Origin of the sequence: Klebsiella sp. CN_Kp106 (assembly GCF_040064575.1) — a bacterium.
GTDB classification, from domain to species: Bacteria; Pseudomonadota; Gammaproteobacteria; order Enterobacterales; family Enterobacteriaceae; genus Klebsiella; species Klebsiella michiganensis.
On sequence record NZ_JBEAIG010000054.1, the window covers coordinates 1 to 13489 of the forward strand.

Genomic DNA, 13489 nt, shown 5'->3' on the forward strand with positions numbered 1-13489 from the left:
GCAGTTGACTTTTAATCAATTGGTCGCAGGTTCGAATCCTGCACGACCCACCAATTTAACATCAAACTCAGATGTTAAGCGTGAAGGATAACGTTGCGTCAGCAACGGCCCGTAGGGCGAGCGAAGCGAGTCATCCTGCACGACCCACCAATGTAAAAAAGCGCCCTAAAGGCGCTTTTTTGCTATCTGCCATTTCCTCGAAAATCACAACAATCCGCAATACTTTAATGCTGCGTTATTCTACCGTCGCGCTGTGTTTACCGTGGCTACAATTGGCACAGGCCAGTAGCCCGGACAGATGCGCAGCATCGCCTCCGGGAAATGTGCCGGGCCTGATGCTTTTGCGTGGCTTCATCCCGGGGGCGGCGCTTGACGCGCCTTGCCCGGGCTACAGATTCGTGCGTTCTGCAGGTTTGGCAGCCTGGACAGATGCGCGGCATCGCCTCCGGGAAATGCTTCCTGAGGGAAAAATTCCTCACGACATTTTCTGCACAATCGGCTATCTTGTTTAGCATATAAAACACCATGACCGGTTAATACCTTTCTTCAGGCATTATTACGGTCTGAAAGTTAAGCCAGTGAAACGAGACTGCAAGATGAGCGTAATGTTTGACCCGGAAGCGGCGATTTATCCTTTTCCTCCGAAGCCCATGCCGTTAAACCGCGATGAGAAGCACTTTTATCGCGAAAAAATTAAACGCCTGCTGCGCGAGCGCGATGCGGTGATGGTGGCCCATTACTATACCGACCCCGAAATCCAGCAGTTGGCCGAAGAGACCGGCGGCTGTATCTCCGATTCTCTGGAGATGGCGCGCTTCGGCGCCCGACATTCTGCTTCGACGCTGTTGGTCGCCGGCGTGCGCTTTATGGGAGAAACGGCGAAAATCCTCAGCCCGGAAAAAAACATCCTGATGCCCACGCTCCACGCGGAGTGCTCGCTCGATTTGGGCTGCCCGATCGAGGAGTTTAGCGCTTTCTGCGATGCGCATCCGGATCGTACGGTCGTGGTCTACGCCAATACTTCAGCGGCGGTAAAGGCGCGCGCCGACTGGGTTGTGACGTCGAGCATCGCCGTGGAACTCATTGAGCATCTTGATAGCATGGGTGAAAAAATCATCTGGGCGCCGGACCGCCATTTAGGTAGCTATGTGCAGAAACAGACCGGCGCCGACGTACTGTGCTGGCAGGGTGCCTGCATCGTTCATGATGAATTCAAAACCCAAGCGCTGGCGAGAATGCGGGCGCTTTATCCGCAGGCCGCGGTGCTGGTTCACCCGGAATCACCGCAGGCGATTGTCGATATGGCTGACGCGGTGGGGTCAACCAGCCAGTTGATCAATGCCGCTAAGACGCTGCCGCACAAGCAGCTCATCGTCGCCACCGACCGCGGCATTTTCTACAAAATGCAGCAGGCGGTACCGGAAAAAGAGCTGCTGGAAGCGCCTACGGCAGGCGAAGGGGCAACCTGTCGCAGCTGCGCCCACTGTCCGTGGATGGCGATGAACGGCCTGCAGGCGATTGCGGAAGGGCTGGAAAAGGGAGGCGTTGAACATGAAATTCACGTTGATGAACAGCTGCGAACCGGGGCGCTGGTTCCGCTAAACAGAATGCTCGATTTTGCGGCTACACTTCGGGGATAGCTCATTACTGCGTCACAGAACGCTCTGGGGATAAGATGGATTTTTTTAGTACGCAGAACATATTAGTGCATATACCCATTGGCGCCGGAGGATATGACCTGTCGTGGATTGAAGCGGTAGGCACCGTCGCAGGATTGCTGTGCATCTGGCTGGCGAGCCTGGAGAAGATTGCCAATTATGTCTTTGGGCTGATCAACGTCACGCTGTTTGCCATTATCTTCTTTCAGATCCAGCTCTACGCCAGCCTTCTGCTGCAGATCTTTTTCTTCGCGGCCAACGTCTACGGCTGGTACGCCTGGTCACGACAAACCAGCGATAACCAGGCGGAACTGCAAATCCGCTGGCTGCCGCTGCCGAAAGCGTTAGGCTGGCTGGCGGCCTGCGTGGTGGCGATTGGCCTGATGACGGTATTTATCGATCCGGTTTTTGCGTTTCTGACCAGGATTGCCGTCGCGCTGATGCACACCCTGGGCCTGCAGGTTGCTATGCCGGCGCTGCAGCCAGACGCGTTCCCGTTCTGGGACTCCTGCATGATGGTTCTCTCGGTTGCGGCGATGATCCTGATGACGCGCAAATACGTCGAAAACTGGCTGCTGTGGGTGATTATCAACGTCATCAGCGTGGTTATTTTCGCCCTGCAGGGCGTTTATGCGATGTCGCTCGAATATCTGCTGCTGACCTTCATCGCCCTCAACGGCAGCCGTATGTGGATTAACAGCGCGCGTGAGCGCGGCTCTCACGCGTTTTCCCGCTAATGGTGATGATGATGTCCATGCCCGGCGTGCGTCATGTTCAGACGGCACTCCGGGCCGCTGCAGGGCTGATACTCCATCTGAACCGTAATGTGTTCAATTTCATACTTATGCTGTAAGAAGCCCTGGATTCGTTCAAGCAGGCCGTCGTGATCGTGCGGCGGTACCACCTGCACGTGCAGCGTCATCACCGTTTTTTCTCCAACCAGCCACGCATGAACGTGGTGTACGTCGCGAACTTCAGGTATCGAGCGGCGCAAATCGCGCTTTAAGGCGTCGACGTCAAGCGAACGCGGCGCGCCCTCCAGCAGCTCATTAACGCTCTCCTGCAGCAAACGCCATGCGCTGCGCAGAACCAGGCACGATACCAGCACGGACAGAATAGGATCGATAGGCGTCCAGCCGGTGGTGATGATCACGATTGCGGCAATAATGGCCCCAACCGAACCGAGTAGATCCCCCAGCACATGCAGAGCGGCGGCCCGCACGTTGAGGTTACGCTCTTCACTGCCGCGATGGAGGATCCAGAAGGCCAGAATATTGGCCAGCAGGCCGGCAACGGCGATGATCATCATGGTTTTACCGGCTACCGGTTGCGGATGATGAAAACGCTGAATGGCCTCCCAGACGATTAATATCGTAATGACCACTAAGGCGATAGCATTGAGAAAGGCCGCCAGCGTGGTCAGCCGCAGCCAGCCAAAGGTGTGTTGAGCATTAGGCGGGCGACTGGCGAAACGCACGGCCAGAAAGGCGAACAGCAGCGCTGCGGCGTCCGTCAGCATATGCCCGGCATCGGCCAGCAGCGCCAGCGAACCTGAAATGAGTCCGCCTGCAACCTCAACCAACATGAATCCGGCCGTGACGCAGAACGCCAGCAGCAGCCGACGGGCATTATTATCTTCGGTGGATTGCGGAGAATTATGCGAGTGTGATTGCCCCATGGTGCCATCCCTACATTATTATTTTGATGATTACTTTATGACATGATTCACCTCTTGGGGTGAAAAAATGAAAAAAGGAGAGCCTTAGCTCTCCTTCCGGGCGGATACCGCGCAGATTATTGGGTGGTACCGTCGGTTTTCGTCGCCTCGTCCTGGCCGACCTTTTTATCGGTATCCGGGCAGCGGCCATCTTTGCACATTGAGTTCTTGTGGACTTCATCGCTCGACATCCCGTCGTGGTTCATGGTGGAGCCGTTGGGGTGGAGCATGGTGCCGCCGGTATCGGTGGAACCGGCGTTAATTTTACCGTTGTCCACGTTGTTTGGCGCCACGTTTTCACGCGCGTCGGGGGCAACCTGACCCGCGTCGGCTGCCGAATTGGCCTGCCCGTTGTTCGACTGCGCGCCGGTATCGGCGGCCAGCGCCGCGCCGCTGGCCAGGCCCAGGGTTGCTGCGAGGAGAAGACTGGTTAGCTTGTTCATTTTCATTGGATGCTCCTGTTATATCGATTTACCGAATTACCTCTTCCAACAGTGCATTGCCGGAGGTTCTACTCGTTGTGGTTAAAGCTTCGCTGTTAGCGAGCGGCATTAATATATAATGCTGAATGCTAAAGAAAATTAAGTTCTAACAGTTAAAAATTATAGCTTGTGGCCACTATTCCGCGACTTTATGGCGTTTTTTAGCCTATTTCCAGGAATATTCTGCCGCTAGTGTAAAATCACGTTTACACTTTTTGAGTGAAGAGATAGATTGGAGGGATTGCATTTAACTAGATAAGTATGGCAACGCTGGAAATAAGATGAATTATCAGAACGACGATTTACGCATTAAAGAGATCAACGAATTATTACCTCCCGTTGCGCTCCTGGAAAAATTCCCCGCTACCGAAAACGCCGCCAACACCGTTGCGCATGCGCGCAAAGCGATCCACCAGATCCTTAAAGGTCATGACGATCGGCTGCTGGTCGTGATCGGTCCATGCTCCATTCACGATCCGGCGGCGGCAAAAGAGTATGCCGAGCGTCTGCTCGCGCTTCGCGAAGAGCTTAAAGGCGAGCTGGAAATCGTGATGCGCGTGTATTTTGAAAAACCGCGCACCACCGTGGGCTGGAAAGGGCTGATCAACGATCCGCATATGGATAACAGCTTCCGCATCAACGATGGTCTGCGGATTGCGCGCAAGCTGCTGCTTGATATTAACGACAGCGGACTGCCAGCGGCCGGGGAGTTCCTCGATATGATCACCCCGCAGTATCTTGCCGACCTGATGAGCTGGGGCGCGATTGGCGCGCGTACCACCGAGTCACAGGTGCACCGCGAACTCTCTTCCGGCCTCTCCTGCCCGGTAGGCTTTAAAAACGGCACAGATGGCACCATTAAAGTCGCTATCGACGCCATCAATGCCGCCGGCGCGCCGCACTGTTTCCTGTCGGTGACCAAATGGGGACATTCGGCGATTGTGAACACCAGCGGCAATAGCGATTGCCATATTATCCTGCGCGGCGGTAAAGAGCCGAACTACAGCGCGCAGCACGTGGCAGAAGTGAAGGTGGGTCTGGCGAAAGCAGGCCTGCCCGCTCAGATCATGATCGATTTCAGCCATGCCAACTCCAGCAAACAGTTTAAAAAGCAGATGGATGTCGGCACAGACGTATGCCAGCAGGTTGCCGGCGGCGAGCGGGCGATTATGGGCGTGATGATCGAAAGCCATCTGGTGGAAGGCAATCAGAGCCTCGACAGCGGTGAGCCGCTGGCCTACGGTAAAAGCATTACTGATGCCTGTATCGGATGGGAAGATACCGATACGCTGCTTCGTCAGCTGGCGAATGCGGTAAAAGCGCGCCGCGGTTAGGTTTTACGGCGAGTCTCAAAATAAAAAAGCGTGGAGTGCTCCACGCTTTTTTTACATCCCGCGAAAATTACTTCGCTTTACCCTGGTTCGCTACGGCAGCGGCTTTCGCGGCGATCTCGTCGGCGTTACCCAGATAGTAATGTTTAATAGGCTTGAAGTTCTCGTCGAACTCATACACCAGCGGTACGCCGGTCGGGATGTTCAGTTCGAGGATCTCTGCTTCGCCCATATTGTCGAGGTATTTCACCAGCGCGCGCAGGGAGTTACCGTGAGCGGCGATAATCACGCGCTCACCGCTTTTCAGACGCGGCAGAATGGTTTCATTCCAGTACGGTACGACGCGGTCGATGGTCAGCGCCAGGCTCTCGGTGGTAGGCAGCTCAGCGTCGGTCAGTTTTGCATAGCGCGGATCGTGACCCGGGTAGCGCTCGTCGTCTTTGGTCAGCTCCGGCGGCGTTACCGCAAAGCCGCGACGCCACTGCTTAACCTGCTCGTCACCGTATTTTTCAGCGGTTTCCGCTTTATTGAGGCCCTGCAGCGCACCGTAGTGACGCTCGTTCAGTTTCCAGGACTTTTCTACCGGCAGCCAGGCCTGATCCAGTTCGTCCAGCACGTTCCACAGGGTGTGGATGGCACGTTTCAGCACAGAGGTATAAGCAAAGTCGAAGCTGAAGCCTTCTTCTTTCAGCAGCTTACCGGCCGCTTTTGCTTCACCCACGCCTTTTTCAGACAGGTCAACGTCATACCAACCGGTGAAACGGTTTTCGTTGTTCCATTGGCTTTCGCCGTGACGAACGAGTACCAGCTTAGTTACAGCCATACACTTACTCCTCAATACACGTCATCTTTCGCGCCGCCTTGATGCGACCCGAAATCTGTAGTGTGTATATTTATTGATTGATAACTATTCTCATTATATTGCCGCGACTTACCTCACGGCAATGCTTATCCCTAACCATAGCGAAAATAGTCGCTCAGTGTAAGGTGCTTGTAAAACAGAGGTTATGTTTTTGTCTGTAAGTGGCGTATTTTTCAGCGAAAGGATAAAAAAAGCCCTCCATCAGGAGGGCTGGGTATTATTTCGCAATAAACTGATATTCCGTCAGGCTGACGTACTCTTCGCCGGGGCGCAGTACGCAGTCCGGCTGCGGCCATTCCGGATGGTTCGGTGAATCCGGCAGGAACTCGCTCTCCAGAGCCAGACCTTGCCAGTCAGCGTAAGGCTGCGCCGTGCGCGACGGCGTGCCGGCCAAATAGTTGCCGGAGTAGAACTGCAGCGCCGGAGCGGAGGTATAGACCGTCATCTGCAGCTTTTCGTCCTGCGACCAGACGTGAGCCGCAGGGCTTTTGGCATTGCCCAGCGCCTGGAGCAGAAAGGCGTGGTCGTAACCTTTGACCTTTTGCTGGTCTTCATCGCGCAGGAAATCGTCCGCCAGCATCTTCGGCGTGCGGAAATCGAAGCTGGTCAGGGTGACGTTTTGCAAATCGCCTCCCGGAATACCGTCGCTCTCAACGGGCAGATACGCATCGGCAAAGATTTGCAGCTTATGGCTACGCACGTCGCTCTGCACGCCATCAAGGTTGAAATAGACGTGGTTGGTCAGGTTTACCGGGCAGGGCTGATCAACGGTGGCGCGATACTCGATGGCGATACGATTATCGTCGGTCAGGCGGTAGTGCGCCGTAGCCGTCAGATTGCCGGGGAACCCCTGATCGCCATCGTGGGAGGAGAGTGAAAACAGCGCGTGACGATCGTCGGCGCTGACAATCTGCCAGCGGCGCTTATCAAAACCTTCAGGACCGCCGTGCAGCTGATGGCCGGCCTCGTTGGAGGGCGTCAGATTAACGCTACGGCCATCAAGGGAAAAGCGGCTGTTGGCGATACGGTTCGCGTAACGGCCTACGGAAGCGCCGAGATAGGCGGCCTGGCGCGTATAGTCGCCAGGGGTCGCGCAGCCGAGCAGCGCTTCGCGTACGCTGCCGTCGGCCAGCGTCACGCGCGCGGAGAGCAGCGTCGCGCCCCAGTCCATTACGGTGACCGTCATGCCTGCGTCGTTACGCAGGGTGAGGAGATTCCACGGCTGGCCGTCCGGCGCCAGCTCCGTTGTTGGGTTTAGCATTGTCCAGCTCCCTGCGACGGTTTGCAGACGTAAAAGGTCTCTTTGATACCAGTTTTCGCTTCATACTCTTTGGCAACGGCCTGCTGTACGGTCTCGACCAGATCTTCCGGCACCAGGGCGACGATACAGCCGCCGAAACCGCCGCCGGTCATGCGAACGCCGCCTTTATCGCCGATGGTCGCCTTGACGATGTCCACCAGGGTATCAATCTGCGGGACGGTGATTTCAAAATCATCGCGCATGGAGGCGTGGGATTCCGCCATCAGCTCGCCCATCCGCAGCAGGTCGCCTTTTTCCAGCGCCGCTGCGGCTTCTACGGTGCGGGCGTTTTCAGTCAGCACGTGGCGAACGCGTTTGGCGACCACCGGGTCAAGCTCGTGGGCGACGGCGTTGAACTCTTGCAACGTGACGTCGCGCAGGGCCGGCTGCTGGAAGAAACGTGCGCCGGTTTCACACTGTTCGCGGCGAGTGTTGTATTCGCTGCCGACCAGAGTGCGCTTAAAGTTACTGTTAATAATCACCACCGCGACGCCTTTCGGCATCGAGACCGCTTTGGTCCCCAAGGAGCGGCAGTCGATCAGCAGCGCGTGATCTTTTTTACCGAGCGCGGAGATCAGCTGGTCCATAATGCCGCAGTTGCAGCCGACGAACTGGTTTTCCGCTTCCTGGCCGTTCAGCGCGATTTGCGCGCCGTCTAGCGGCAGATGGTACAGCTGCTGGAACACGGTGCCGACGGCGACTTCCAGCGAAGCCGAAGAGCTTAACCCCGCGCCCTGCGGCACGTTGCCGCTGATGACCAGATCCGCGCCGCCGAAAGCGTTATTCCGCTGCTGGAGATGCTTCACCACGCCGCGGACATAGTTTGACCACTGCTGGGTATCGTGGCTGGTAATCGGCGAGTCGAGAGAGAATTCATCGGTCTGATTGTCGTAATCGGCGGCAATCACCCGCACGGTACGATCGTCGCGCGGCGCACAGGCGATGACCGTCTGGTAATCAATAGCGCAGGGCAGCACGAACCCATCGTTATAGTCGGTATGCTCGCCGATCAGGTTAACGCGGCCAGGGGCCTGGATAACATGGCTGGCCGGATAGCCAAATTTCTCAGCAAACAGGGCTTGGGTTTTCTCTTTCAGACTCATGGTTATACTCCGGATTCGCGAAAATGGACGTCGCTCACAGCGCGCAGACGTTCGGCGGCCTGCTCGGCCGTCAGGTCACGCTGGGTTTCAGCCAGCATTTCATAGCCGACCATAAATTTACGCACCGTCGCGGAGCGCAGCAGCGGCGGATAAAAATGCGCGTGCAGCTGCCAGTGATTATTCTCTTCATCGTTAAACGGCGCGCCGTGCCAGCCCATAGAGTAGGGGAATGAGCACTGGAACAGGTTGTCGTAACGGCTGGTCAGCTTTTTCAGCGCCAGCGCGAGGTCGCTGCGCTGGTCATCGGTTAAATCAGTCAGGCGCTGTACGTGCGCTTTCGGCAACAGCAGCGTCTCGAAGGGCCACGCTGCCCAGTAAGGGACCACCGCGAGCCAGTGTTCGGTCTCGACGACGGTGCGGCTACCGTCGGCTAATTCTCGCTGCGCGTAATCCACCAGCATCGGCGCGCCGTGCCCGGTGAAGTACGCTTTTTGCAGACGATCTTCGCGTTCCGCCTCGTTAGGCAGAAAGCTGTTTGCCCACACCTGGCCATGCGGATGTGGGTTGGAGCAGCCCATTGCCGAGCCTTTATTTTCAAAGACCTGCACCCACGGGTAGGTTTTTCCGAGGTCGGCGGTCTGCTCCTGCCACGTTTTAACCACGCCTTCCAGCGCCTCCACGCTCAGTTCCGGCAGCGTTTTGCTGTGGTCTGGCGAGAAGCAGATGACCCGGCTGGTACCGCGGGCGCTCTGACAGCGCATAAGCGTGTCGTCGCTTTCCGGGGCGTCAGGGGTATCGGTCATCAAAGCCGCAAAGTCATTGGTAAAAACAAACGTACCGGTGTAGTTCGGGTTTTTGTCGCCGGTGACGCGGGTATTACCCGGGCACAGGAAACAGTCCGGGTCGTGCGCGGGCAAGGTCTGTTTTGCCGGCGTTTCCTGCGCCCCCTGCCAGGGGCGCTTGGCGCGATGCGGAGAAACCAGAATCCACTGCCCGGTTAACGGGTTATAACGACGATGTGGATGGTCGACGGGGTTAAATACGCTCATGAAGGTTCCTTAGTCGGGATAACCCTGCGGATGACGGGACTGCCAGTGCCAGGTGTCCTGCGCCATTTCGTCAAGGTTGCGCGTCACGCGCCAGTTCAGCTCGCGATCGGCCTTTTCAGCGTCCGCCCAGTAGGCCGGGAGGTCGCCTTCGCGGCGCGGTGCGAAGTGGTAGTTAATCGGTTTGCCGCAGGCTTTGCTAAATGCGTTGACCACGTCGAGCACGCTGCTGCCGACGCCTGCGCCAAGGTTATAGATATGCACGCCGGCTTTATCGGCCAGTTTTTCCATCGCCGCGACGTGGCCGTCTGCCAGGTCCATCACGTGAATGTAGTCGCGTACGCCGGTGCCATCTTCGGTTGGGTAGTCGTTGCCGAATACCGCCAGCGATTCACGGCGGCCAACCGCGACCTGCGCGATATACGGCATCAGGTTGTTCGGAATACCCTGCGGATCTTCCCCCATATCGCCCGACGGATGCGCGCCGACCGGATTGAAGTAGCGCAGCAGCGCGATGCTCCAGTCCGGCTGCGCTTTTTGCAGGTCGGTCAGGATCTGCTCAACCATCAGCTTGCTTTTACCGTAAGGGCTCTGAGGCGTACCGGTCGGGAAGCTTTCGACGTAAGGGATTTTGGGCTGGTCGCCGTAGACGGTCGCGGAGGAGCTGAAAATAAAGTTTTTCACGCCCGCGGCGCGCATGGCGGAAACGAGTTTCAGTGTGCCGGTTACGTTGTTGTCGTAGTACTCCAGCGGCTTAGCGACGGATTCCCCGACGGCTTTCAGGCCGGCGAAATGGATCACCGCTTCAATGGCGTGATCGTGGAGAATTTCCGTCATCAGCGCTTCGTTACGAATGTCGCCTTCGACAAAGGTGGCGCTTTTCCCGCCGAGACGTTCAATGATTGGCAATACGCTGCGCTTACTGTTGCAGAGATTATCGAGAATAATCACTTCGTGTCCCTGCAGTAGCAGTTGAACGCAGGTGTGACTTCCAATGTAACCGCTACCACCTGTAACCAGTACTTTCATGATTCGCTCCAATAGGCTTATCGTGTGAGAAGAAGATAGCATACCAAAGAAGCCAAAAGTGTGACACAGGCCAAATTGGTGGAATCGTTTACACTAAAGTTTTTAAACAGCCCATTTGAGTTTTTTTGTTTTAAAAACAGGGTGATGTTATGTCTGGTAGCTATTATTCTGAAAAAAACAGGGATCAGCAGACCCCTGTACAGGCTTAATTTTACAGCGGATCCAACTGGTAAGTGTAACCGTCTCCACTACTCACAAAGGCCAGTCGGTGGGTGATACAGTCCGGGGCGTCTTCGGCGTGATGAGAGACAAACAGCAGCTGCGTCGCCCCTTCGCCAATCAGCACATCAACGAAGCGGCGCACCAGCTGGCGGTTGAGCGGGTCCAGCCCCTGCAGCGGTTCGTCAAGGATCAGCAGAGTGGGATGTTTGACCAGGGCGCGGACGATCAGCGCCAGCCGCTGCTGCCCCCAGGAGAGGCTATGGAACGGCGCATCGGCGGTGCGTTTGTCGATACCCAGAATATCCAGCCAGTTCTGCACCAGCTTATGCTGCTTGTCAGATACGGCCTGATAGATGCCGATTGAGTCGAAGTAGCCGGAGAGAATCACGTTACGCACGTTGGTGCTGACGCGGTATTCAAGGTGCAGGCTGCTGCTGACGTAGCCAATATGTTTTTTGATATCCCAGATGGTTTCACCGCTGCCGCGGCGGCGGCCAAACAGGGTCAGGTCGTTGCTGTATCCCTGAGGATGGTCGCCGGCGATCAGGCTGAGCAGCGTGGATTTACCGGCGCCATTGGGGCCGACTATCTGCCAGTGTTCGCCAGGGTTCACCGTCCAGCTCAGGCGGTTAATAATCGGACGATCGTTGTACGAAACTATGCCGTCGTTCAGCACGATGAGCGGCGCTTCGGCGTCCAGCGCAAGACGCGCTGCTGGTGCGTCCGGCTCCGGCAGCGTCATGCCGTCAAGCTTTTCGCTATGCGCGAGCTGGGCAATAAGCGCCTGCTGCAGCAGGGCCTGCTTTTCGCCGGTTTCGCTCAGCACGCAGTCCGCCAGCACCCCGGCATACTGAACGAACGCCGGGATCTCGTCAAAACGATTGAGGACCAGCACCAGGGTGATACCTTCGCCGTTCAGCGCGGCCAACATCCCGGCGAGCTGCTGGCGCGAGGCGACATCAAGACCGTCGAACGGCTCATCAAGAATAAGCAGGTCGGGATCGCCCATCAGCGCCTGGCACAGCAGGGTCTTGCGCGTTTCGCCGGTTGAGAGATATTTAAAACGGCGTTCGAGCAGGTGGCTAATTGCAAACTGTTCAGCAAGGCGAGCGCAGCGGGAGGGGTCTTTAAACTCATCCTGGATAATTTCCGCCGTCGTGCGGCCGGTGTCTTCTTCTCCCGGGCTGAGCAAATCGGTGTTATTGCGCTGCCACTCATCGCTGACCAGCTTTTGCAGCTGCTCAAAAGAGAGACGGGTGATGCGCGAGAAGGTGCACTCACGCTGCCCGCTTAGCAGGGTCAGCTCGCCGGAGAGCGCCCGCGCAAGCGCCGATTTCCCGCTGCCGTTGCTGCCGACGAAAGCCCAGCTCTCGCCAGCCTGCACGCGGAGGTGTTCAATATTTAACGTTTTTGTATCGCTAAGACGAAACGTGCCTTGCGAAATTTGCAACAATGACATTGTGTATCCCACTTTTTGCAGCGATTTGCTTCAGGGATACGTCTTCGCGAGCGCAATGTCAATGCCGTTAGCACAACGTGGCAAGAATGATGCGATCGGCATTAAAATATGCTATCACCTCCGCCCCTTCCGCCAGATCGCGCGTCTGTTCCACCGGCAGGGTGGCGCAAAGGCTCTGCCCATCCGGGAGCGCCATCAGCACTTCACACTGTTCCGGCCCGCGTTCGATGTGGTTGATACGTCCGGCCAGCTGGTTGTCGGCCCGTTCCGCCTGTGCGGCATCCTGAGTAATGCCAACCCACGGCGCTTTCAGCAGCACCAGTACCTCCTGGCCTTCCTCAAGGCCCAGACGATCGGCGCTTTGGGCGGTAATCGCGACCTTAAAGCGGGTTTGGCCGTCGGCCAGCAGAACGTCAACGTGCTGCTGGACCTGCTGATGGTCGCGGCCGGTAATGGTGCCAAACCACTGGTTGCGCGCGCTGGTCTGCAGAGAGAATCGCGAAATGGCAGCCAGCAGGCTGTCGAGGGGAAGGGCGTCATCATCGCTCAGGACATCGAATGCTTTCTGCTGAATCTGCGCCAGCAGGTCGTAGAGCTGAATCAGCCGCTGCCCGTAGCGGGTGAGGACCGCGCCGCCGCCGCCTTTGCCACCGGTCGCCCGGTCAACCAGGGTCTGCTCGCTGAGCTGATTCATTTCATTAATCGCATCCCAGGCGCTTTTATAGCTAATGCCCGCGTTTTTTGCCCCCTGGCTAATCGAGCCGGTCTGTTCAATCTGTTTCAGCAGGGCGATACGGCGAGGATCGGCGAACAGGCGCTGCTGTAATTTGAGGGTAAGAAGAATTTCAGCCTGCATAATCATATCCTGATGAAAAAGGATATTGTGACCGATAGCGGTCATCTTGCAAGATGCATCTCTCACGGTGGCCTGCGGGGCACCGCACAAATGGGGCGTGTTTTTCCGGCTGAATTGGTTACAATAAACTATTCGTACTTTCTGGAGCCAACCATGTTAGAGCTATTGAAAAGTCTGGTTTTTGCCGTAGTCATGGTCCCTGTGGTGATGGCGGTCATTCTGGGCCTGATTTACGGGCTGGGCGAAGTGTTTAACCTCTTCTCCGGAGCCGGTCATAAAGACAGCAGACCGCAAAATCACTGATTTCCCCCGCGCCCGGTTCTGCCGGGCGTCCTTATTTCTTCCCCCCCTCCATTTTTCGAACGCTGATTACCCCTAATTTTCGCTGGGAAAAACCTGGCGCTATCGTTATATTGTCTATTAC

13 protein-coding genes and 1 other RNA gene are annotated in these 13489 nt (G+C 56.6%); 5 read left to right on the forward strand and 9 right to left on the reverse strand.

Annotated features, from left to right (window positions below; all coding sequences use genetic code 11):
* The 3 genes from ABLU96_RS18430 to pnuC all read left to right on the forward strand — a co-directional run.
* Window positions 1-150, forward strand: a non-coding RNA gene (locus ABLU96_RS18430) — RtT sRNA; the annotation flags it as partial.
* Between the two features lie 446 nt (window positions 151-596).
* Window positions 597-1640 (forward strand): quinolinate synthase NadA, encoded by a 1044-nt coding sequence (gene nadA / locus ABLU96_RS18435; RefSeq protein WP_064377839.1) that lies wholly within the window; start codon window positions 597-599, stop codon window positions 1638-1640.
* 35 nt (window positions 1641-1675) lie between these two features.
* Complete coding sequence (pnuC, locus tag ABLU96_RS18440) at window positions 1676-2395, forward strand: nicotinamide riboside transporter PnuC (RefSeq protein ID WP_049082690.1); 720 nt, start codon at window positions 1676-1678, stop codon at window positions 2393-2395.
* Here pnuC and zitB read toward each other — a convergent pair.
* Both zitB and ABLU96_RS18450 read right to left on the reverse strand, forming a co-directional pair.
* Complete coding sequence (gene zitB / locus ABLU96_RS18445; protein ID WP_014228460.1) at window positions 2392-3336, reverse strand: CDF family zinc transporter ZitB; 945 nt, start codon at window positions 3334-3336, stop codon at window positions 2392-2394. The genes pnuC and zitB overlap by 4 nt on opposite strands.
* A gap of 116 nt (window positions 3337-3452) precedes the next feature.
* Entirely contained in the window at window positions 3453-3824 is a 372-nt protein-coding gene (locus tag ABLU96_RS18450) for a YbgS-like family protein (protein WP_025108131.1), read from the reverse strand.
* Window positions 3825-4138: 314 nt separating this feature from the next.
* On the opposite strand from ABLU96_RS18450, the gene aroG reads away from it, so the two are divergent.
* The gene (gene aroG, locus ABLU96_RS18455) at window positions 4139-5191 is read left to right on the forward strand and encodes a 3-deoxy-7-phosphoheptulonate synthase AroG (RefSeq protein WP_014228462.1); all 1053 of its coding nucleotides are present in this window, start codon (window positions 4139-4141) and stop codon (window positions 5189-5191) included.
* Between the two features lie 67 nt (window positions 5192-5258).
* On the opposite strand, the gene gpmA is transcribed toward aroG, so the two are convergent.
* The 7 genes from gpmA to modE form a co-directional block, all read right to left on the reverse strand.
* Window positions 5259-6011: a 2,3-diphosphoglycerate-dependent phosphoglycerate mutase gene (gene gpmA, locus ABLU96_RS18460; RefSeq protein WP_004100351.1), complete on the reverse strand. Its 753-nt coding sequence runs from the start codon at window positions 6009-6011 to the stop codon at window positions 5259-5261.
* 256 nt (window positions 6012-6267) lie between these two features.
* Window positions 6268-7311, reverse strand: a complete 1044-nt coding sequence (gene galM, locus ABLU96_RS18465; protein ID WP_048261183.1) for a galactose-1-epimerase — start codon at window positions 7309-7311, stop codon at window positions 6268-6270.
* Window positions 7305-8453 (reverse strand): galactokinase, encoded by a 1149-nt coding sequence (gene galK / locus ABLU96_RS18470; RefSeq protein WP_004848984.1) that lies wholly within the window; start codon window positions 8451-8453, stop codon window positions 7305-7307. The genes galM and galK overlap by 7 nt, the downstream gene beginning before the upstream one ends.
* A 2-nt stretch (window positions 8454-8455) precedes the next feature.
* Entirely contained in the window at window positions 8456-9502 is a 1047-nt protein-coding gene (galT, locus tag ABLU96_RS18475) for a galactose-1-phosphate uridylyltransferase (RefSeq protein ID WP_064404725.1), read from the reverse strand.
* A 9-nt stretch (window positions 9503-9511) separates the two neighbouring features.
* Window positions 9512-10528 (reverse strand): UDP-glucose 4-epimerase GalE, encoded by a 1017-nt coding sequence (galE, locus tag ABLU96_RS18480; RefSeq protein ID WP_004130603.1) that lies wholly within the window; start codon window positions 10526-10528, stop codon window positions 9512-9514.
* A gap of 211 nt (window positions 10529-10739) precedes the next feature.
* A complete protein-coding gene (gene modF, locus ABLU96_RS18485) occupies window positions 10740-12209 on the reverse strand; it encodes a molybdate ABC transporter ATP-binding protein ModF (protein WP_014228466.1) in 1470 nt (489 codons plus the stop codon).
* A 67-nt stretch (window positions 12210-12276) separates the two neighbouring features.
* Complete coding sequence (modE, locus tag ABLU96_RS18490; protein WP_004848991.1) at window positions 12277-13065, reverse strand: molybdenum-dependent transcriptional regulator; 789 nt, start codon at window positions 13063-13065, stop codon at window positions 12277-12279.
* A 153-nt stretch (window positions 13066-13218) separates the two neighbouring features.
* Here modE and ABLU96_RS18495 point away from each other — a divergent pair, with 153 nt between their 5' ends.
* Entirely contained in the window at window positions 13219-13368 is a 150-nt protein-coding gene (locus ABLU96_RS18495) for an AcrZ family multidrug efflux pump-associated protein (RefSeq protein WP_004848993.1), read from the forward strand.
* The last annotated feature ends 121 nt before the right edge of the window (window positions 13369-13489 follow it).

Coding starts and splice junctions, on each gene's coding strand:
- nadA (WP_064377839.1), top strand. CDS start 597: ATGAGCGTAATGTTTGACCCGGAAGCGGCGATTTATCCTTTTCCTCCG.
- pnuC (WP_049082690.1), top strand. CDS start 1,676: ATGGATTTTTTTAGTACGCAGAACATATTAGTGCATATACCCATTGGC.
- zitB (WP_014228460.1), bottom strand. CDS start 3,336: ATGGGGCAATCACACTCGCATAATTCTCCGCAATCCACCGAAGATAAT.
- ABLU96_RS18450 (WP_025108131.1), bottom strand. CDS start 3,824: ATGAAAATGAACAAGCTAACCAGTCTTCTCCTCGCAGCAACCCTGGGC.
- aroG (WP_014228462.1), top strand. CDS start 4,139: ATGAATTATCAGAACGACGATTTACGCATTAAAGAGATCAACGAATTA.
- gpmA (WP_004100351.1), bottom strand. CDS start 6,011: ATGGCTGTAACTAAGCTGGTACTCGTTCGTCACGGCGAAAGCCAATGG.
- galM (WP_048261183.1), bottom strand. CDS start 7,311: ATGCTAAACCCAACAACGGAGCTGGCGCCGGACGGCCAGCCGTGGAAT.
- galK (WP_004848984.1), bottom strand. CDS start 8,453: ATGAGTCTGAAAGAGAAAACCCAAGCCCTGTTTGCTGAGAAATTTGGC.
- galT (WP_064404725.1), bottom strand. CDS start 9,502: ATGAGCGTATTTAACCCCGTCGACCATCCACATCGTCGTTATAACCCG.
- galE (WP_004130603.1), bottom strand. CDS start 10,528: ATGAAAGTACTGGTTACAGGTGGTAGCGGTTACATTGGAAGTCACACC.
- modF (WP_014228466.1), bottom strand. CDS start 12,209: ATGTCATTGTTGCAAATTTCGCAAGGCACGTTTCGTCTTAGCGATACA.
- modE (WP_004848991.1), bottom strand. CDS start 13,065: ATGCAGGCTGAAATTCTTCTTACCCTCAAATTACAGCAGCGCCTGTTC.
- ABLU96_RS18495 (WP_004848993.1), top strand. CDS start 13,219: ATGTTAGAGCTATTGAAAAGTCTGGTTTTTGCCGTAGTCATGGTCCCT.